Source organism: Hyphomicrobium sp. (assembly GCF_035548195.1).
In the GTDB taxonomy this organism is placed as follows: Bacteria; Pseudomonadota; Alphaproteobacteria; order Rhizobiales; family Hyphomicrobiaceae; genus Hyphomicrobium_B.
Genome location: NZ_DASZTY010000007.1, coordinates 109,372 through 128,640, shown reverse-complemented (window position 1 = coordinate 128,640; position 19,269 = coordinate 109,372). Strand labels below are relative to the sequence as shown.

Sequence of the window (19,269 nt, the reverse complement as noted above, 5' to 3'; positions counted from 1 at the left end):
CCCCGTGCCCTAAAGGCAAGTCGCCCCTCAGCGCGCAAATAAGCCGACGTTTACGGCGCTAATGCGACTCGCTGAAGAAGGACTCATACAACAGCGCTGCTACGCCGACAACGATCGCCACATCGGCGATGTTGAAGACATACCAGTGGAACCCGAACGCATGCAGCGAAAAGAAGTCGGCGACGCCCCCGAGGCGCAGACGGTCGATAGCATTGCCGATAGCGCCCCCGATAATCAGTGCAAGGCCGATCGCCATAAGCATGCCCGCGCCGGACCGGTTGAGCCATAGCCAAAGGCATAAGCTCGCGAACGCTGCAAACCCGGCGAGCATATATTGGCCGAGAAGGCTTTCCTGATTGAACAACGAATAGCTGATGCCGATGTTCTTCACGTAGACAAGATCGAGAAACGGAAAGACTTCGACGCGGCCTTTGTTGCCGATGTCGAAAACGGACAGCATCCACCATTTGTGGAGTTGATCGGCCGCGACGGTCGCGACGATCACGGCCAGCGCGAGTGGCGCGTATCGGCTCCAAATAAAGCCTTTCGAGCTCGCGGTGTCCATCACGCCGTTGCCCGCGCGTCGATTTCGCGAACAGCGGCGGCATCACGCGCGGAAAGATCAGGATAGGCCGGATCGGAGCCGACGTCTTTGGTGATGCGCCAGGAACGTGCGCACTTTCGGCCTTCCGCGCGTTTGACGACAACGCCGACACCGGGCTCATTCGGGAGCGTGAAGGCGCCTCCTGGGACTGTTTTGTCCGAGATCGAAATATCGGACGTGATGCACACCTCGGCCATGTCGATGCCTTCGAGGCCCGACATCAGATCGGCGTCGGTGACGTACACGTCCGGCGCTGCTTCGAGCGAGGAGCCGATCTTCTTTTCCGCTCGCGCGATTTCAAGCGCGCCCGTCACGACGCTGCGCACCTCTTTCACGCGATCCCATTTGGCGGCGAGATTGTCGTCGCGCCATTCGCGCGGAATCTTCGAGAACGGCAACAGGTGAACGCTCTCGCTTTCCTCGGAGCGATATTGCAGCCACGCTTCCTCGGCCGTGAAGGACAGGATCGGTGCCAGCCAACGGATCAGGCAATCGCACAACCGATCGACGACAGTCAGCGCAGCCCTGCGCTTCAGGCTGGACGGCGGCTCGCAATAAAGGGTGTCTTTGCGAATGTCGAAATAGAACGCGGAAAGCTCTGTATTCATGAATTGCGCCAGCAGGCCGACGATCTTGCGATAGTCGTAATGCTCATACGCTTTGCGGATATCGTGATCGAGTTCAGCGAGGCGGTGAAGCATCAAGCGTTCGAGTTCGAACGGCTTCATGTCCTTAAACGCGACCGCATCCTCCGGTTTGAAATGCGCGAGCGCGCCGAGCATCCAGCGCAGCGTATTCCTGAGCTTTCGGTACGTTTCCGAGAACGTCTTCAGGATTTCCTGGCCGATGCGAAGATCGTCGGAATAATCGGACGCCGCCACCCAGAGGCGGAGGATATCGGCGCCCGACTTCGCCATCACGTCTTGCGGCGCGACGACGTTGCCCAAGGACTTCGACATTTTCTGCCCCTTCTCGTCGAGAACGAATCCGTGGGTGAGTACGATGTCGTAGGGTGCTTCGCCGCGCGTTCCACAGCTTTCGAGCAGAGACGAATGGAACCAGCCGCGATGCTGATCGGAGCCTTCGAGGTACATGACGCGGTCCTGGCCGCCGTCGCGCTTGCGGCGTAAGCCCTTGAAGCCTGGAAATGCCACCGGATCTTCAAGCGTAAAGGCGTGCGTCGAGCCCGAATCGAACCAGACATCGAGCACGTCTTTGACCTGCTCCCATTTCGGCAGGTCCTTGTCCGGTATGAGCCCCTTGAGGAAGCGATCCTTAGCGCCTTCCTCGAACCAGACGTCGGCCCCTTGTTCGGCGAAGGCTTTTTCGATGCGCGTGGCGAGCTTGTCCGACTTGTCGAAGCTGGGGCCGGGAATGACTTCGTCCGTTTCGATATTGCGAAAGACGGTGATCGGCACGCCCCAGGCGCGCTGGCGCGAGACGACCCAATCGGGCCGGTTCTCGATCATGCCGATAATGCGGTTCTCGCCTGCAGCAGGCACCCAGGCGACGCGCTTGATCTCTTCGAGCGCGAGGTGGCGGAGCGTTGGTGCGTTATGCCCTCTTTTGTCGGCGCTTGGCGGCTCTCCTTCCGGGAACCGGCCGCCAAGCGCGGAAAGTGGTTTATCCATCGAGATGAACCACTGTGGTGTGTTGCGGAAGATCACCGGCTTCTTTGAGCGCCACGAGTGCGGATACTGATGCTTCAGGCGTCCGCGCGCGATGATGTTGCCCGCTTCTGCCAGGGCTTTGATAACGGCGTCGTTGGCATCGCCCTTGTCGCCGTTCTCTTTTAGCACGCGCTTTCCTTCAAAGCCCGGCGCGGCCTTGGTCAGCACGCCATCGGCGTCCACAGTGAACGGAATATCGGTATCGATGCTGCGCTCGCGCAGCTTCTTTTGGTTGGCGATCCAGATATTGTAGTCGTCGGCGCCGTGGCCGGGCGCGGTATGCACGAAGCCCGTTCCTGTATCATCGGTCACGTGATCGCCATCGAGCAAAGGAACGTCGAACGTGTAGCCGAGATCGTGCAGCGGGTGCTCGCAAACGAGATGGCGAAGCTCAAATGCGTTCACACTCCAGCGCTTTTCATAAGCTTCGACTTTTGCGGCTTTCATCACATCGGCGGCGAGTTTATCGGCCAGGATGTATCGATCGCCGTTTTTGGCCCAATTGCCTTCGGGCGCGGCCGTGACCTCGTAGAGGCCATACGCGATCTTCGATGAAAAACTGATCGCGCGATTGCCGGGGATGGTCCACGGCGTTGTCGTCCAGATGACAACCGACGCGCCGAGCAGATTTTCAGGTGTCAGCTCCGGATGCAGCTCCGGCGGAATATCTTCTTCGGCGGGTTCCTCATTCACCGGCAGCGGCTTCACCGGAAACTTCACCCAGATCATGTCGGACTGGTGGTCTTGGTATTCGACCTCGGCTTCGGCGAGTGCGGTCTTTTCAACGACGGACCACATGACCGGCTTTGACCCGCGATAGAGCTGGCCAGTCGCGGCGAACTTCATCAGCTCGCGCGCGATGATGCTTTCGGCGCGGAAGTCCATCGTCAAATAAGGATGACCCCAATCGCCGATGACACCGAGGCGCTGAAACTCGTCGCGCTGAATGTCGACCCAGCGCGCCGCGAATTTTCGACATTCGTCGCGGAATGCATTTATTGCGACGGGATCGAGGAAGTTCGGTTTCTCCTTGCCCTTGGCGCGATATTGCTCCTCGATTTTCCATTCGATCGGCAGGCCGTGACAATCCCATCCCGGTACATAATCGGAATCGTGGCCAAGCATTTGCTGCGATTTGACGACGAGGTCCTTCAGGATCTTGTTTAGCGCGTGGCCGATGTGAATGTTGCCGTTGGCGTAGGGCGGACCGTCATGCAGCGTGAATTTCACGCGGCCTTTGGATTCTGCGCGCAGCTTTTTGTAGAGGCCGATCTCGTTCCAGCGTTTCAGGAGCTTCGGTTCAAGCTCGGGCAAGCCCGCCCGCATCGGAAATTCGGTTTGCGGCAGGAATAGCGTTTTGCTCCAGTCGCGGCCCTCCGCGGGAGCTTGGGTTTCCGCACCGGCGCTTGGTTTGCGGGACTTTACGTCTTTCGACATCAGGCTTTCTTTCTCGAAAATCAGCGGGCGTTCTAGCAAGGCGGCCCGTATTAGCAAAGAGCGGCGCGCTGTTCCCCCTCCCCGTCCTCGCGGAAAGAGGGAACGCTATCGTTTCGCAAGAATCTCGCGGGCTTTGGCGATGTCGCTGTCCATCTGCGCGACGAGTTCGTCGACGGACCGAAAACGGCGATCGCCGCGAATGAAGTCAATGAACTCGACCTCGATTTCGCGGCCGTAAATATCACCCGAGAAATCGAACAGGAACACCTCAAGGATCGGCATGCCATCGTCGAAGGTGGGGCGCGTACCCAAATACGCAGCGCCGTCGAATATACGGCCGTCAATGTCAACTCGGACGGCATAAATGCCGTGGCCGAGGGTCGTTCCTTTCGGCATGGCCAGATTTGCCGTCGGGAAACCCATGCCGGTCCCGCGCCGGGCGCCCCCGACCACCCTACCCGCGACCCGCCACGGATCGCCGAGCATGTGAGCTGCTCCTTTGACGTCGCCTTGCGCGAGATGCAGCCGAATGCTGGACGATGAGAAAGCTTCGCCGTCCTCGGCGACGGGCGGCATGACCGTGACGCCAAATCCAAGCTCTTCGCCTGCCCTAACCATCAGCTCCGGATTGCCGCCGCGTTTGTGACCGAAATAAAAGTCGTAGCCGATGACAACGTGCGTGACGCCCAAACCGGCGACCAAAACCCGCTCGATGAAAGCTTCCCCGGTTAACGCGGCAAGCTCGGCGTTGAACGGTTCGACGAAAACAAGCCCGACGCCGAGTTTTTCGAAGAGAACGAGCTTTCGCTCCAGCGGCGTCAGGCGAAATTGCCGCTCGTGGGGCTGGAAGAACTCACGAGGATGCGGCTCGAAAACCATGACAGCCGAGGGAACGCGCTTGGCACGTGCATGGGCTCTGGCTTCCGCGATTAATGCACGGTGTCCGCGATGCACGCCATCAAAGTTACCGATCGCGACGGCCGAGCCGCGGTGTTCGGGCAAAACATGCTTATGGCCATGGATGACGTGCATGCAGCGCGTCCGTTCGATCCGTATTCATCGTTTGGAGAACCGTCCGCGCTATCTTGCTGTTATTTCGGACGGGAGGGAACCATCAGGATTGCTTCTCCGGTCAGCACCGGCTTGCCCGCGACTGTGCACACGCAGTCGAAGCGGGCGCGCTTCTTGTCGGGAATGAGTTCGACGAGTCGGACCAGAGATTCGACGCGGTCGTCAATCTTGACCGGCCCTTTGAAGAATAGCGACTGAGACACATAGATTGCGCCGGGTCCCGGCAGCTTCATCCCGAACAGGGCCGAGATATAACCAGCCGAAAGAATGCCGTGCGCGATGCGCTCCTTGAAGATCGTTTTGGCGGCGTACTCGGAATCAAGGTGCAACGGGTTGTAATCACCTGACAGCGCAGCATAGGCGACAATATCCGCCTCGCTAACGATACGCGACATCGAGGCTTCCTGGCCGACCTCTAAGTCTTCAAAATATTTGGTTCGACCGGCTGTCGCGAGCATCCAATCATCCTCATGGTGTTTCAAGCTCAAGCGGCGTCGAGCCTGTTTCCATGACACTAACCCGCCATAATCGTTGGCCGCAACCGCAGCACGGCCATTCCGGCTGCGGCCTTGTCGCAGTCCCGCCTACGGACGTCGGCCTTGCGTCCCCTGCGGCGAAAGCGCTATAAAGGCTTTATTCCCTTAATTTTACTTTTGTAGTGGCTTTTGCGCAGGCGCGTGAAAGACCGAAAGAGGACACCCATGAGCGACCGCCGCCCCCTGATGCCGAAAGCCACTGCCGTCTGGCTGGTGGAAAATACGGCTCTGGCCTTCGATCAGATCGCGGAATTTTGCGGTTTGCATCCGCTTGAGGTCAAAGGAATCGCCGACGGTGAAGTTGCACAGGGCATCAAAGGCATGGACCCTGTTACAAACGGGCAGCTGACGCGCGAAGAGATCGCGCGCGCCGAAAAGGATTCCTCGCACAAGCTACAGCTCGCCGAGAGCAAGGTTCAGTTGCCGCCGATGCCCCAGACTCGCAAGGGGCCTCGCTATACGCCCGTTTCGCGGCGTCACGATCGGCCGAACGCCGTGCTTTGGCTTTTGCGCAACCATCCCGAGCTGAGGGACAGTCAGATCATGCGTCTCGTCGGCACCACAAAGCCGACCATCGCCCAAATTCGCGACCGAACGCATTGGAATTCGGCGCAGCTGACGCCGCAAGACCCGGTGACGCTGGGCCTCTGCTCACAAATCGATCTGGACGCTGAGGTCAAGAAGGCCGCGAAGCGCGCCGAGCGCGAACGCAAGGAGGCCGGTCTCGATCAGGAGAAGGCAGGCACGCTTCTGCCCGCCTCCGAGACAACGGCACCTTCGACTGCCACAGCGCAGATTCTGGCTCCGAAGGCCGATGAGACGCCCGAGGAGACGCCTGAACAAGAACAGGCGCGAGTTTTCGCCAAGCTCAAGGGTATGAAGGCGAAAGAAGAAGAGCAGGAAGACGAGGGCGACAAGCTGGCTACGACCGAAAACGAGGATCCCGCGCAGCCTGAATAGCGCGTTGGGTTATCCTTCTACCCTCACCTGGCGCGCCGCAGCGAGTGCATCCTCAATGTTCGCAGCGTAGCGCACCAACGGTGCTTTCAGACCTGCGTTTATTAGCGTCCGGCGGATACTCTTTCTTGCCGACGTGAAATAGACGGCCGTGCCCGCCCGGTCGAGTTTATGCGCGAACCCTTCAAGGGTGCGCGCAGCGGTACTATCCACCAGAGGAACGTCGGCAAAATCCAGGATGAACGTCTTCGGATAAACCCCGATGCGGTCAAGCACGGTGCTGACCGACGCCGTCGCGCCGAAGAAAAATGCGCCCGAGATCCGGTAAATCATCACGTCGTTGTCAGGTGGCGGAAGAGCGGCATTCACTAGCGTACTATCGAGACCGTCCGCGGTATCGTCGGCGATCAGCGGACGTCCCGTTTCAATCGCGACGGCCTCCGCCATCCGATGCAGAAACAGGAAAGCACCGAGTGTAACGCCCACGGCTATGGCCGTCGTCAAATCGACGAATATCGTCAGGAGAAAAGTTGCGAGAAGCACTGCGGCATCGCCCCAGGACCCGCGCAGAAGGCTCGCGAACTCATTCTTCTCAGCCATGTTCCAGGCCACAACCGTGAGGACACCACCAAGACTGGCCAGCGGGATATAGGCCGCAAGCGGCGCAGCAACGAGCATGAACAACAACACAAATGCTGCGTGAAGGATGCCGGAGATAGGCCCCCGTGCTCCCGAGCGAATGTTCGTTGCCGTGCGGGCGATCGTGCCGGTTACGCACATGCCGCCAAATAGAACTGCGGTGAAGTTTCCCACGCCTTGGGCCACAAGCTCGCAATTCGATCGATGCTTACGGCCCGACATTCCGTCCGCGACGACCGCCGATAGCAGACTTTCGATGGCGCCCAGGAGCGCGATCGAGATTGCATCCGGAAAGGCGTCGCGCAATTTCGCCAGCGATAACTCGGGGAGATGCGGCGCGGGCAGCATGCGCGGCACCTCACCAAACCTTGAGCCGATCGTTGCTACGTCGAGATGCAAAAGCCCGGTCAGTATTGCCGCTGCGGTTACGGCAATCAGCATCCCGGGCCATTTTGGCTTGATCCGCCGAACGCCGACGATCAGGCCGATCGACAGCAGAGAAATAAACACCGTTGCCGGTCTGATCGATGGAAGATTCGCGAGGATGACTTCGGTTTTGGCGATCAGAGCGGCCGGCTCGTGGAGGATGTCGAGCCCCAGAAGATCTTTCACCTGACTGGCAAAAATGATGACGGCGATGCCTGCGGTAAATCCGACCGTCACCGGATATGGAATATATTTGATATAGGTTCCGAGCCGCAGGAAGCCGGCCGCGATCATGATGAGTCCGGCCATCGCCGTTGCGAGAACCAATCCATCGTAGCCCTTACGTTCGACGATCGACGCGATCAGAACGATAAAGGCGCCCGCGGGCCCCCCGATTTGGTAACGGCTGCCGCCCAGCGCCGAGATCAGAAAACCGCCGACCACGGCGGTAAATAAGCCCTTCTCCGGGGAAAGTCCGGAACCTATCGCGATCGCCATCGATAGCGGGAGGGCCACGATTGCGACGGTGAGGCCGGAAATAAAATCGGCGCGAAAATCGGCAAGCGTATAGCCCTCGCGCAATACGGTTACGAGCTTAGGGGTAAAAAGCTCTGCAAGGGTTGGGGCAGAGCGCTTCGGGCGTACCGTCACAGACGTATCCATGAACCTTCTTCCGAAAAGCGGCGGATCGTCGATGTTGACGCCTCGCCGCTTATCTTGATTTGTCAATCCGGGGTATTCGCGCCGCCTCGCTTTTTGCGCGACTGCGCCGGCGGCGACATCGACGTTTGTGCGGGCACGCATTCCTTGAAGCGAACGCCGCGACCCTGTCCCTGGCTCGGCGTATTCTCGCCGATGAGTTCGATGCCAGCCGCATCGAAAGCGCCGACCACCTTCATCAGCGTATCGACGACACCACGCACGTTGCCGGCACTTGCCTCCATGCGTTGGATCGTTGGCAGCGAAACGCCAGCGCGGGTGGCGAGCGTTTGCTGATCGATCCCTAACAGAGCCCTGGCGGCCCGCATCTGAGCGGCTGTTATCATTTTTGACTTCGCAGGAAGTGGTGCACCCTCAAACCTAAATTATGATGTTTTTTACATCAATATAGACTTTTGTAGCATGATAATTCCGAGATCTTGCGGCGAAGCCGCCGGTGGCCCGAGGAAGCTATGTTTTCCGGCAACTGCGGCTGGTCCTCACCAGCCAATCGGACGTGCGGACGAGAATCCGGCGTTGCTGCGATGAAAGGCATTCGGTAGCGTCATCCCGATTTGAATCCGCACGCCGGGGAACGGAGATCGGGGCAGCTACCGTGTCGAATGCTTTTGAACAAAACCTAGAGAAGAACCCCGCGAACTATCAGCCGCTAACGCCTTTATCCTTCCTGGCGCGGACGGCGGTGGCCGCGCCTGAGCATACGGCAATCATTCACGGCAACGCGCGAATTTCATATTCGGAATTTTACGCTCGCTGCAGGCGGCTTGCGAGCGCACTGTCGGCACGCGGCATCGGGCCGGGTGATACCGTGTCGGTCATGCTGCCGAACACGCCAGCGATGCTTGAGGCGCATTTCGGCGTCGCCATGACGGGTGCCGTCCTGCACACGATCAATACGCGGCTCGATGCGGCGATCATCGCGTTTCAGCTCGATCATGCCAGCACGAAATTTTTGATCACCGACCGCGAGTTTTCCGTGACCATGAAGGCGGCACTGGACCTCGCGAAGGTGAAGCCTATCGTCGTCGATCATGATGACCGCGAATTTCCGCAAACGGGAGAGTCCCTATCGGCGGAAGACTACGAGACGTTCGTCATGGCGGGCGATCCCGATTTCGATTGGCGATGGCCGGAAGACGAGTGGGAAGCGATCTCCCTCAATTATACGTCGGGGACGACTGGCAATCCGAAGGGCGTCGTCTATCATCACCGCGGCGCGGCGCTGATGTGCTATGCGAACACCATATCGACTGGCATGACGCGGTTTCCGGTTTATCTCTGGACGCTGCCGATGTTTCACTGCAACGGGTGGTGTTTCCCGTGGTCGGTGACGCTCGCACAGGGGACACACGTCTGTCTTCGCTGGGTCCGCGCCAAAGCGATGTATGACGCCATCGCCGAGCACAAGGTTACGCATCTTTCCGGCGCGCCAATCGTGATGGCGACGCTCCTGAACGCCGGCCCAGATGAAAAACGTCCGATTTCGCACGTCGTCGCGTTCAATCATGCCGCTGCACCGCCGCCTGCCGCCGTAATCGCGGCCATGACGGACGCTGGGTTCGAGCTGACGCATCTTTACGGACTGACGGAAACGTATGGTCCGGCAACGATCAACGAGTGGGACCCAGCGTGGAACGCTCTTCCGGCCCCGGAGCGGAGCGCGAAGCGCATTCGCCAAGGCATCCGCTACGTCGCATTAGAAGGGCTGACCGTGATGGAGCCCGAGACGATGACGCAGGTTCCCGCTGACGGCGAGACGCTCGGCGAAGTTATGTTCCGCGGCAATATCGTGATGAAGGGCTATCTGAAAAACCCGAAAGCCACCGAAGACGCCTTTGCAGGAGGCTGGTTCCATTCCGGCGATCTCGGCGTGTTGCATCCCGATGGATACATCCAACTCAAGGATCGGTCGAAGGACATCATCATTTCGGGCGGCGAAAACATTTCGTCGATCGAGGTCGAAGAAGTTCTCTATAAGCATCCGAGCGTGGCGTTTTGCGCTGTCGTTGCGAAGCCGGACGAGAAATGGGGAGAGACGCCGTGTGCGTTCATCGAGCTTCGCGCGGGCACGTCGGCGACCGCGGATGAAATTCTTGAATGGTGCCGACAAGGGCTCGCACGCTACAAGGTTCCGCGTCACGTCGTCTTCGCAGAGGTGCCGAAGACATCGACCGGCAAAATCCAGAAATACAAGCTGCGGGAAATGGCGAAAGACGCGTAGGCGAAGCGAAGCAGTAAGCCCTTAGCCCGCACCTGGAACTTTGTGGGGAACGTAGAAGGTTTCCAGGGGCTTTAGAGGGTACGCCCTTCGTTTCAGCCTGCTTTTCCCGCTTATGTTCCCATCTTGGCTTCACATCGTCTCTCTCCTGTCTTTAGCCGTTGCTGCGGGTTGCGCGTTAGCGATCGCGGCAGACGTGTTCCCGCATCCTCAGCGTATGGCGATCATGAATATCGTATGGCCTGTTACGGCTTTGTTCGGCGGCGTTGTAATTCTCTGGGCTTATTTCCGCTACGGCCGCCTCGCGACGCTGGCGGCTGCGAAACATGCCGACGAGGAGGGAGAGGACATGCCCGGCAAGATCGAAACGCCGTTTCCTGTCATTGTCGGAAAGGGCGCCTTACATTGCGGGGCAGGATGCATGATCGGTGACATCATCGCCGAAGGGCTTGCCTTCTTCGTTCCCGCGATCGCGATCATATTCGGATATCAGACGATCTTCAGCGAGAAGATGTATGCGGTGTGGGTGCTCGACTTTATTTTTGCTTTTGGCCTAGGCATCGTCTTTCAGTATTTCGCAATCGTGCCGATGCGCGGGCTCGGCGTCCGCGAGGGCATATACGAGGCGCTCAAAGCCGACACGCTATCGCTCATCTGCTGGCAGATCGGCATGTACGGCGCGATGTTTGTGGCGCAGACCATCTTCAAGGCGCACTTCGGGCGCGTGAGCGAAGCCGACATGCCGGAATTCTGGTTTGCAATGCAGCTTGCGATGATCGCCGGATTCGTCACGAGCTATCCCGTAAACTGGTGGCTCATCAGGTCCGGCATTAAGGAGAAAATGTAAAGCACATCGCTTCTGGCGCAGGCGATTGCGTGGCGTTTTCCCTTTAGTCCGTGCGCGACGCTACTTGACGAACACCTTTTTCTGGCATTCGAGCCAATGCGCGATCACGTTCCGGTCGTGGAACTGAATCGCCCCGCAATTCTGGCAGATAATCATCAGAACATTGACGGGCGCCGTCGAGGATGGATCGGCACGCTGACAGGTCAACGTGTGGACATCGACGTCGCATTGGGAGCGAAAGCGCCCGCATACCGGGCAGCCTGTTATGTGCTTGCCAAAGAGAAAGCGATCGACCTCAGCTTTCGAAATTGGACGGCTACAGGTTTCCGTTGTCATCAGATTCACCGTGAGCAACCTGTTGTTCAGTAAACGTATGATGCGAGTCGCCAGCTGACAAGAATTTCGGTGACTTAGAACGAAAGAATTGATCACCTCAGACAGTTAGATGTTGCTCCGCTTAATTTTGTGCGGCGCGAATATTGCGCCGCAAATAGCGGGGCATCTTTCATCTGTAGGCCTCTTATTTTGCCCTATCGCGATGCCGGCTGCACCGCCGGAGACTTGACGGATGTTATAACATCCGATAATAGATCACTTTTTCGGAGATAAAGCGAATGGATGCGGACCTCACGGCACACTTGCAGACCACCGCGGCGAAGGACGAACGACTTCCCGTTACTGTTCTATCGGGATTCCTCGGCGCCGGAAAAACGACGCTGCTCAACCACGTCCTGAATAATCGGGCGGGCTTGAAGGTCGCCGTCATCGTCAACGACATGAGCGAGGTCAATATCGATGCCGATCTTGTCGCCAAAGGCGGGGCAAATCTTTCGCGTATGGATGAAACCCTCGTTGAGATGTCGAACGGTTGCATCTGCTGCACGCTTCGCGACGATCTGCTGAAGGAAGTCCGCCGGCTCGCGACGGAGCGCCGCTTCGACTATCTGCTGATTGAATCGACCGGCATTGCCGAACCGCTTCCGGTTGCCGCGACTTTCGAATTCCGCGACCAGGATGGTAAAAGCCTGTCCGATGTTGCGCGGCTCGATACGATGGTGACTGTGGTCGACGCCGCAAATCTGCTCAAGGATTATTCATCGCAGGATTTTTTGAAGGATCGCGGCGAGGCGGCGGGCGATGGCGACGAGCGGCCTCTTGTCGGACTCCTCGTCGAGCAAATTGAATTTGCCGATGTCGTCGTTCTCAATAAAGTCGATATTGCTTCTCCGAATGATGTGGCTGCAGCGCGCGCGATCGTTCGCGCCCTCAATGCGGATGCCCGGATCATCGAAACCAGCCACGCGCATGTTTCGCCGCGAGACATTCTCGATACAGGACTTTTCGATTTCGATGCCGCGCATCGGCATCCGACCTGGTACAAAGAGTTGAACGGCTTTAAGGACCACTCGCCGGAAACGGAAGAATACGGCATATCGAGCTTCGTCTATCACGCGCGGGGGCCTTTCGAGCCTGAAAAGCTGCACGCCTTTTTCAACAAGACCTGGCCGGGCGTCGTGCGCGCAAAAGGTTTTTTCTGGCTGGCTACGCGGCCGCAATGGGTCGGTGAACTGAGCCAAGCCGGTCCTCTCGTCCGCCACGAGGCGATCGGATATTGGTGGGCGGCCGTGCCGAAAAAAAATTGGCCGGACGATGATCGCCTTGTCGATCGCATCAACCAAAGCTGGCACAAGACATGGGGCGACCGGCGGCAGGAAATTGTCTTCATCGGCAGCGCCGACATGGAAAAAACGCGTATCGTTGCCGAACTCGATGCCTGTTTGCTGGAGCTGCCATCGAGCGGCGTACTCGATCCACGGGCATGGAAAAAGCTTCCCGATCCATTTCCCGAATGGCGGCGAGACGCCGCGTAAGGGAATATCGACAAGCAGGTGCCCGCTAATTGAGCATGCGATCTAGCGTTGATCGCAGGTTTCTGCTCGCTGTGTTCAATTGTAACAATTGAACACTATGACGGGGAGGCGCTATGACAAGTGGATCGGCGCCTCCACCATTCATACGGTTATCTGAAGGATCACCTCCATGGTCTTTAATCGGCTCGTCCCTGCCGCGATTTTGCTTGCTGCTTTATCGATCCCGCCCATGACATCTGCCCATGCAGAGGCGGACGCGGAAAGCCTCATCAACGCCCTGAATGCTGTGTTCGGCAAGCATGATGGTCTACGCGCGGCGCATACGCACGGTTTCTGCGTTAAAGGTAGTTTCACACCTTCCGCCGAGGCAACGAGCCTGACGAAGGCTCCGCACTTCAATTCGAAAACGCCGGTGGGCGTAATCGGCCGCTTTTCGATGGGCGGCGGCGCTCCTGATGCGCCTAACACGCAAAAGGATAACGTGCGCGGCATGGCCTTGCATTTCGATCTCGGCAAGGGCGATACGACGGATCTGGTGATGGTTTCCGCACCGGTCTTTAACGCGCGCGATCCTGACCAGTTTCTTGCACTGCTGACCGCCGTCGCGAGTAAAGATAAGAATAAAATAGCCGCGTTCTTCAAAGACAATCCGAATACGACACGACAAGCCGCCTGGTTGAACGCCCGCCCCGTTCCTGCCAGCTTTGCAACGGTCAACTATTGGGGCATCCACGCATTCACGTTCACAAACGCAGAAGGGAAAAAGCAGATCTTCAAGTACAAAGCTTTGCCGGTCGGCGGCGAAGTCGGGCTCTCGGACGAGGAAGCAAAAGCAAAAGACCCGGACTTCTACCGCCCGGAGCTTAAAGAGCGTTTGGCGAAGGGTCCGGCCAAATTCACGCTGACAGCCATTCTCGGCGAGCCCGGAGATCCGCTCGATGATCCGACGGCCTTCTGGCCCGAGGACAAACGCAAGTCCGTAAACCTCGGCACCATTTCGATCACAGGTCTTGAGGATGACAAGACTTGCGATGCCGGCATTTTCGATCCGACGAACGTCGTCGATGGCATCGAAGGGCCGGAGAACGACAAAATTTTTCCCATGCGGTCGGCCGCCTACGGGGTCTCGTTCGCACGGCGGCAGAAGTAACGGGAGTCGTTATGCGCGCGATGTCATCCACGGGCACGTTCCGGGGACCTAATCGGCGGGCGGCATATTAAATATTTTTTGCGATGCGACCGCGCGCATTCTTATGCGGGCGGTCCGGCAAAGTGTGCCAGATGCGCGCCGAGCAGATCGAAACATTCATTCCAGCCGACCGCCATTCCGTCGCGCGCTTCGACAGAGTCGAAGCCTTCCTGGAGGAAGCTCATTTTTGTTTTCGTGCCTTGCTGTTCGAATGTGACCGTTATCAGCGTTTCGGTTTCAGGCCTGCCGTCCCGATCGAGCCAGGCGTGTGTCAGCACGATGCGGCGGCCTTCGATGATCTCGCGATACGTTCCTTGCACGCGGTAGTCATGTCCATCCGCCGTGTGCATGCGCGCATACCAACTGCCGCCTTCGCGGAAATCGGTGCGCGCGGCCGGAATTGCGTAGTCCTTCGGGGCCGACCATTTTCGAAGATGGTCCGGTGTCGACCACATCTGATAGACCAGCATCTTCGGCGCATCAAAAACGCGGACAATGTCAAGACTCGGCGCCTCATGCTGAGCAGCCGACAGTTTGCCTACATTTGCTTGAGCCACGCTTCTCTCCGTTGCCTGCACGCGATGCCGACACTCTAATTTTGCTGCTTAACGCAGGGTGAATGCTGCGCGTGCTCACTACGGGAAATGGGGCGCCGCTCATGCTTCGCCAAGGCTTAAAATTAGAAAACGCCGTGCGTTTGCGAATCGGAAATACAAAAGCCCCGCTCGGCGGGCGCGTGGCGGCTCCGCGGGCAGGGCTTCGAATCTGGGATTATTGCTCTTTTTCTGTTGAACTAGTGGCGTGTCTCTCGCCTTAGGCGTTCTATCTCGTCTTTTAGTTTCAACTTCTCTTGCTTCAATCGCCGGATCTCTATGTCGTCCGAACTTGGACGTGCGACCGCTTGATCGATCCGTTCTTCAAGGGCGCGGTGCTTTTCCGCGAGTTCTGCAAGATGAGCCGTAATCGCCATCATTTGCCTCCAAAAGAGATTGCAGACGTAGGAATCGTGCCACACGTTTTAGATGTTGTCCAACGCGTCCTGAGACAACCCCAAAAAATTTGAACTACATTGCGCCGCAATTGCAGGCCATGCGCAGTGGAAAATCATGAAATAATTTCATGCGATTGGCTTCGTTCTGCGGCATCTCGCTTTTGCCTGTTGCCAGATCAAAGGCAATCGCCCAAAACGCTGCTTGCGGCAGGGCGGGGGTAGGGCATTCGTGATGGAGCGACGCGACGAACGCGAGCTCAGGGAAGAGTTGGTGAACTTGCGGGCCGAGCACAGGAAGCTCGACTGTGAGATCGTCGCCCTTGAAGATAATTCCATGGCTGACCAACTTCTTGTTAAGCGGCTGAAGAAAAAAAAGCTGGCCCTCAAAGACCGTATTACGCAGATCGAAGATAAGCTGCTTCCCGATATCATTGCCTGAACGGCGTTGATGGCTTTCGGCTTGCGAGGCGCTTTCCGGCCTTCGCGCGTTGGTATTGCATGAGTTCCATTTCTCCTCCCGTCGACAGCTGGCTCTACCCGAGCGATGCCGGGCTTTATTGCGAGCCGGGCGATTTCTACGTCGACCCGCACCGATCCGTGGACCGCGCGGTCATTACGCACGGCCACAGCGACCATGCGCGCGCGGGACACGGGGCCGTGCTTGCCACGCGTGAAACGATCGAAATCATGAAAGTGCGGTACGGCGAGTCTTGTGCCGGAGCATTCGAGCCGCAGGCTCTTGGCGCACCAATCTCGATCAACGGCGTCAGTGTGCGCCTCATGCCGGCTGGTCACATCCTCGGCTCGGCGCAAGTCGTGATCGAGTGGGCAGGCAAGCGGGCTGTCGTTTCCGGTGATTACAAACGCGCGCGGGATCCGACATGCGAACCCTTCGAGCCCGTTACGTGTGATGTCTTCATCACCGAAGCGACGTTTGCGTTGCCGGTGTTCCGTCATGAGAAAGCGGAACACGAGGTCGAAAAGCTTCTCGGCTCGATGGCGGCGGAGCCGGATCGCACGCATCTGATCGGTGCGTATAATCTCGGCAAGTGCCAGCGCATGATCCGCGTCATCCGCGACGCCGGCTATGATACGCCTATCTACCTGCATGGCGCCGTCATTGCGCTGACCGAGCTTTATCAGCGGCTGGGAATCGATCTTGGCGATATCCGCCCGGCAACAACGGAAGATTCGAAATTGCTTCGTGGCGGCATCGTGATGTGTCCGCCGTCTGCGCTCGGAGACCGCTGGTCGCGCCGCTTCGGCGATCCGGTCAATGCGTTTGCGAGTGGGTGGATGCGCGTGCGGGGGCGAGCCCGGCAGCATGGGGTCGAGTTGCCGCTGGTGGTTTCGGACCATGTCGATTGGCCAGAGCTGATTGCAACCATCCTGGAGGTCGGGGCGGAAGAAATCTGGGTGACACACGGACGCGAAGATGCGCTGGTGCATTATCTCGGAACGCTCGGCCGGAAAGCGCGGGCGCTCACGCTGGTCGGCCGCGACGAGGAAGGCGAATAGTGATGCGTGCCTTTGCCCGTCTTCTCGATTGTCTCGTCTATACGCAAAGCCGCAACCGTAAGGTTGCCCTGCTCGGGCGCTATTTTCGCACGGCGCCTGATCCGGATCGCGGATGGGCGCTTGCGGCGTTGACGGACGGCGTGCCTATTCGGTTACCATTAAGGCGCATGCTGAGCGATCTCACGACACGCTTTATCGATCCAGTGCTTTATCGACTCTCACGTGATTACGTTGGGGATACGGCGGAGACGGTTTCGCTGTTGTGGCCAGATTATCCGGTGGAGTTTGCTCCGGTCGCGGAGCCTGCCAATCTTCCCACGGTTCAGACGGAGCGAAACGAAAATTCCGGCAAGGAAAAACCGCAGCAACTCTCTCTTGATCTCACCCCCACCCCTAACCCCTCCCCGCAAGGGGGAGGGGAATTGAGCGGGACACTGTCGGCACAAGGGGATGGGACACTCTCGGTGCAAGGGGGAAGTGCGCTCGCGTTCCCGCAACGGAACGCGGAGCGTGTGCCGGATAGTGGGACACACCATCACGGCCGAAAATTCGGCGCCTCATCGTTTTCGGAAGGCGAACTCAAAGAGAGCGTTATCGGGCATAACAGCGGGGAAGCCGAGCCTGCGTATCTTTCGCTTGGAAACGTTATCAGCGAGATGTCGATTGGGACAACCGCCGGACGCACGGAGCGCTTGGGCTGGCTGCTCGATCAGCTTGATGCGTCCGGCCGATGGGCGCTGTTGAAACTTCTCGGCGGCGCGCCGCGCGTCGGCGTTTCGGCGCGGCTCGCGCGAACGGCGTTGGCTCAGAGCTATGGCCGCGATGTGGGAGAAATCGAGGAAATCTGGCATGCTCTCGAACCGCCTTATCTCGATCTTTTCGCGTGGCTCGACGGCAGGGCGGAGCGTCCCGATCCGGGTTCGAAACCGGTGTTCCGCCCGGTCATGCTGGCGCATCCGATCGAAGAGGATGACTGGCCGAAACTCGCGCCGGAAGATTTCGTCGCGGAATGGAAATGGGATGGCATTCGGGTGCAGGTCGCGGCGCGCGGCGGAGACGTACGCATGTTCTCGCGCCAGGGCGACGACATCTCCGGCACATTTCCGGAAATCCGCAGCGCATTCCAGGGACATGATTGCGTCGTCGACGGTGAATTGCTTGTCATGCGCAATGAAGAGATCGCGCCGTTTAACGACCTGCAGCAGCGGCTGAACCGGAAAGCGGTTACGCCAAAAATAATGGCTGCTTATCCGCCTCATGTTCGCCTCTATGATCTTTTGTTCGATGCACAGGAAGACCTTCGCACGCTGCCTTTCAGCGAGCGCCGCGCGCGGCTCGAAACCTGGCATGCGCGCCAGCATCCGCGGTTGACCGATGTTTCCCCATTGGTGCCATTCCAATCTTTCGAGGAATTGAATGCGCTCTGGTCATCGGCGCGGGCGGAAGGCATCGAAGGCTTGATGCTGAAGCGGCGCGACAGCGCCTACCAGGCCGGGCGGATCAAGGGCGAATGGTTCAAGTGGAAGCGCGCGGCACTGACGCTCGATTGCGTTCTGATGTATGCTCAGCGTGGCTCGGGCAAGCGGTCGTCGTATTACTCGGACTACACGTTCGGGGTCTGGCGCGACGGCGAGAATGGCGAGCGCGAACTCGTTCCCGTCGGCAAAGCCTATTCCGGCTTTACCGATGAAGAACTTCTGCAGCTCGACAAATGGGTCCGGAACAATACGGTCGAAACGTTTGGACCCGTTCGCTCCGTGGAGCCCGCCATAGTATTCGAGGTGGCCTTCGATTCCGTTCAGTCTTCGGCCCGTCACAAATCTGGCGTCGCCATGCGATTCCCGCGCATTCATCGAATCCGCTGGGACAAGCCCCCGGCCGAAGCCGATACGCTCGAAACTGTTCTTCGACTCGCTAACCTTTCCAGGCCCGCCGAAACCGAAAAAACCTTGTAAATACGGCCTGACTCCTGTACCGACGCGGTTTCCCTCCGGTGCAATTTTCGTTACTCCAGATGCGTAATGTAGCGAAAATCGTTACTGGCGCAGATCAGGATCTCACCCTCATGAGCCGCGACCTATGAGCAAAGCCAAGCCGCTCGTCGGCATTATCATGGGCAGCCAATCGGACTGGCCGACGATGAAACACGCGGCCGATATACTGGCCGAACTCGGCATCGCTTTCGAAACGAAAATCGTGTCCGCGCACAGAACGCCGGAACGGCTTTATGCTTTTGCAAAGGGCGCGAAGGCGAGCGGGTTAAAAGTGATTATCGCGGGCGCCGGCGGCGCCGCGCATCTGCCGGGTATGACTGCTTCAATGACGACGCTGCCCGTGCTGGGCGTGCCGGTGGAAAGCAAAGCGCTCAAAGGTCAGGACAGTCTTTATTCGATCGTGCAGATGCCTGCCGGGGTGCCAGTCGGAACGCTCGCGATCGGCGACGCGGGTGCAAAGAATGCCGGATTACTCGCGGCTGAGATTCTCGCGCTGTCGGATGATGCGCTCGGGGCACGGCTCGATGATTGGCGCCGACGGCACACGTCCGAAGTTGCCGAGACGCCTGTCCAAGGATGAC

General features: G+C 58.5%; 19 protein-coding genes. 10 read left to right on the top strand and 9 right to left on the bottom strand.

The window, feature by feature from the left end; all coding sequences use genetic code 11:
- Positions 1-58 precede the first annotated feature (58 nt).
- The 4 genes from lspA to VHB22_RS01780 form a co-directional block, all read right to left on the bottom strand.
- Positions 59-565 carry a signal peptidase II gene (gene lspA / locus VHB22_RS01795; RefSeq protein WP_325455236.1) on the bottom strand — a complete coding sequence of 169 codons (507 nt, stop codon included), beginning with the start codon at positions 563-565 and terminating at the stop codon, positions 59-61.
- A complete protein-coding gene (gene ileS / locus VHB22_RS01790; protein ID WP_325455235.1) occupies positions 565-3,711 on the bottom strand; it encodes an isoleucine--tRNA ligase in 3,147 nt (1,048 codons plus the stop codon). Before ileS ends, lspA begins: the two co-directional genes overlap by 1 nt.
- Positions 3,712-3,816: 105 nt before the next feature.
- Complete coding sequence (locus tag VHB22_RS01785; protein WP_325455234.1) at positions 3,817-4,743, bottom strand: bifunctional riboflavin kinase/FAD synthetase; 927 nt, start codon at positions 4,741-4,743, stop codon at positions 3,817-3,819.
- A gap of 59 nt (positions 4,744-4,802) precedes the next feature.
- Complete coding sequence (locus VHB22_RS01780; protein WP_325455233.1) at positions 4,803-5,240, bottom strand: MaoC family dehydratase; 438 nt, start codon at positions 5,238-5,240, stop codon at positions 4,803-4,805.
- Between the two features lie 243 nt (positions 5,241-5,483).
- Between VHB22_RS01780 and VHB22_RS01775 the strand changes: the two genes are divergently transcribed.
- Complete coding sequence (locus VHB22_RS01775) at positions 5,484-6,278, top strand: DUF1013 domain-containing protein (RefSeq protein WP_325455232.1); 795 nt, start codon at positions 5,484-5,486, stop codon at positions 6,276-6,278.
- 9 nt (positions 6,279-6,287) lie between these two features.
- Here the strand turns inward: VHB22_RS01775 and VHB22_RS01770 are convergent, their stop codons facing one another.
- Together VHB22_RS01770 and VHB22_RS01765 are read right to left on the bottom strand one after the other, a co-directional pair.
- Positions 6,288-8,003 carry a SulP family inorganic anion transporter gene (locus tag VHB22_RS01770; protein WP_325455231.1) on the bottom strand — a complete coding sequence of 572 codons (1,716 nt, stop codon included), beginning with the start codon at positions 8,001-8,003 and terminating at the stop codon, positions 6,288-6,290.
- Between the two features lie 62 nt (positions 8,004-8,065).
- A complete protein-coding gene (locus tag VHB22_RS01765; protein ID WP_325455230.1) occupies positions 8,066-8,386 on the bottom strand; it encodes a helix-turn-helix transcriptional regulator in 321 nt (106 codons plus the stop codon).
- 269 nt (positions 8,387-8,655) lie between these two features.
- Between VHB22_RS01765 and VHB22_RS01760 the strand changes: the two genes are divergently transcribed.
- The 5 genes from VHB22_RS01760 to VHB22_RS01740 all read left to right on the top strand — a co-directional run bounded on the left by VHB22_RS01760 (position 8,656) and on the right by VHB22_RS01740 (position 14,146).
- Positions 8,656-10,281, top strand: coding sequence for an acyl-CoA synthetase (locus tag VHB22_RS01760; RefSeq protein ID WP_325455229.1), 1,626 nt, complete (start codon positions 8,656-8,658; stop codon positions 10,279-10,281).
- 112 nt (positions 10,282-10,393) lie between these two features.
- The gene (locus VHB22_RS01755; protein WP_325455228.1) at positions 10,394-11,125 is read left to right on the top strand and encodes a DUF4396 domain-containing protein; all 732 of its coding nucleotides are present in this window, start codon (positions 10,394-10,396) and stop codon (positions 11,123-11,125) included.
- Positions 11,126-11,221: 96 nt separating this feature from the next.
- Complete coding sequence (locus VHB22_RS01750) at positions 11,222-11,494, top strand: hypothetical protein (RefSeq protein WP_325455227.1); 273 nt, start codon at positions 11,222-11,224, stop codon at positions 11,492-11,494.
- A gap of 245 nt (positions 11,495-11,739) precedes the next feature.
- Positions 11,740-12,996 carry a zinc metallochaperone GTPase ZigA gene (gene zigA / locus VHB22_RS01745; RefSeq protein WP_325455226.1) on the top strand — a complete coding sequence of 419 codons (1,257 nt, stop codon included), beginning with the start codon at positions 11,740-11,742 and terminating at the stop codon, positions 12,994-12,996.
- A gap of 229 nt (positions 12,997-13,225) precedes the next feature.
- Entirely contained in the window at positions 13,226-14,146 is a 921-nt protein-coding gene (locus tag VHB22_RS01740; protein ID WP_325455225.1) for a catalase family peroxidase, read from the top strand.
- 101 nt (positions 14,147-14,247) lie between these two features.
- Here VHB22_RS01740 and VHB22_RS01735 read toward each other — a convergent pair whose 3' ends face one another.
- The 3 genes from VHB22_RS01735 to VHB22_RS01725 form a co-directional block, all read right to left on the bottom strand.
- Positions 14,248-14,742, bottom strand: a complete 495-nt coding sequence (locus VHB22_RS01735) for an SRPBCC domain-containing protein (protein WP_325455224.1) — start codon at positions 14,740-14,742, stop codon at positions 14,248-14,250.
- Positions 14,743-14,978: 236 nt separating this feature from the next.
- Positions 14,979-15,155 carry a YdcH family protein gene (locus tag VHB22_RS01730; RefSeq protein ID WP_414652691.1) on the bottom strand — a complete coding sequence of 59 codons (177 nt, stop codon included), beginning with the start codon at positions 15,153-15,155 and terminating at the stop codon, positions 14,979-14,981.
- A 94-nt stretch (positions 15,156-15,249) separates the two neighbouring features.
- Positions 15,250-15,468 carry a hypothetical protein gene (locus tag VHB22_RS01725; protein WP_325455356.1) on the bottom strand — a complete coding sequence of 73 codons (219 nt, stop codon included), beginning with the start codon at positions 15,466-15,468 and terminating at the stop codon, positions 15,250-15,252.
- On the opposite strand from VHB22_RS01725, the gene VHB22_RS01720 reads away from it, so the two are divergent.
- From VHB22_RS01720 to purE, 4 genes are all read left to right on the top strand, one after another.
- Positions 15,409-15,615 (top strand): DUF465 domain-containing protein, encoded by a 207-nt coding sequence (locus VHB22_RS01720; protein ID WP_325455222.1) that lies wholly within the window; start codon positions 15,409-15,411, stop codon positions 15,613-15,615. The two genes, VHB22_RS01725 and VHB22_RS01720, sit on opposite strands and share 60 nt — an antisense overlap.
- Before the next feature lie 59 nt (positions 15,616-15,674).
- Positions 15,675-16,694 carry a ligase-associated DNA damage response exonuclease gene (locus VHB22_RS01715; protein WP_325455221.1) on the top strand — a complete coding sequence of 340 codons (1,020 nt, stop codon included), beginning with the start codon at positions 15,675-15,677 and terminating at the stop codon, positions 16,692-16,694.
- Positions 16,695-16,696: 2 nt separating this feature from the next.
- Positions 16,697-18,649: a cisplatin damage response ATP-dependent DNA ligase gene (locus VHB22_RS01710; protein WP_325455220.1), complete on the top strand. Its 1,953-nt coding sequence runs from the start codon at positions 16,697-16,699 to the stop codon at positions 18,647-18,649.
- Positions 18,650-18,773: 124 nt separating this feature from the next.
- Positions 18,774-19,268 (top strand): 5-(carboxyamino)imidazole ribonucleotide mutase, encoded by a 495-nt coding sequence (gene purE, locus VHB22_RS01705; RefSeq protein ID WP_325455219.1) that lies wholly within the window; start codon positions 18,774-18,776, stop codon positions 19,266-19,268.
- Position 19,269 lies beyond the last annotated feature (1 nt).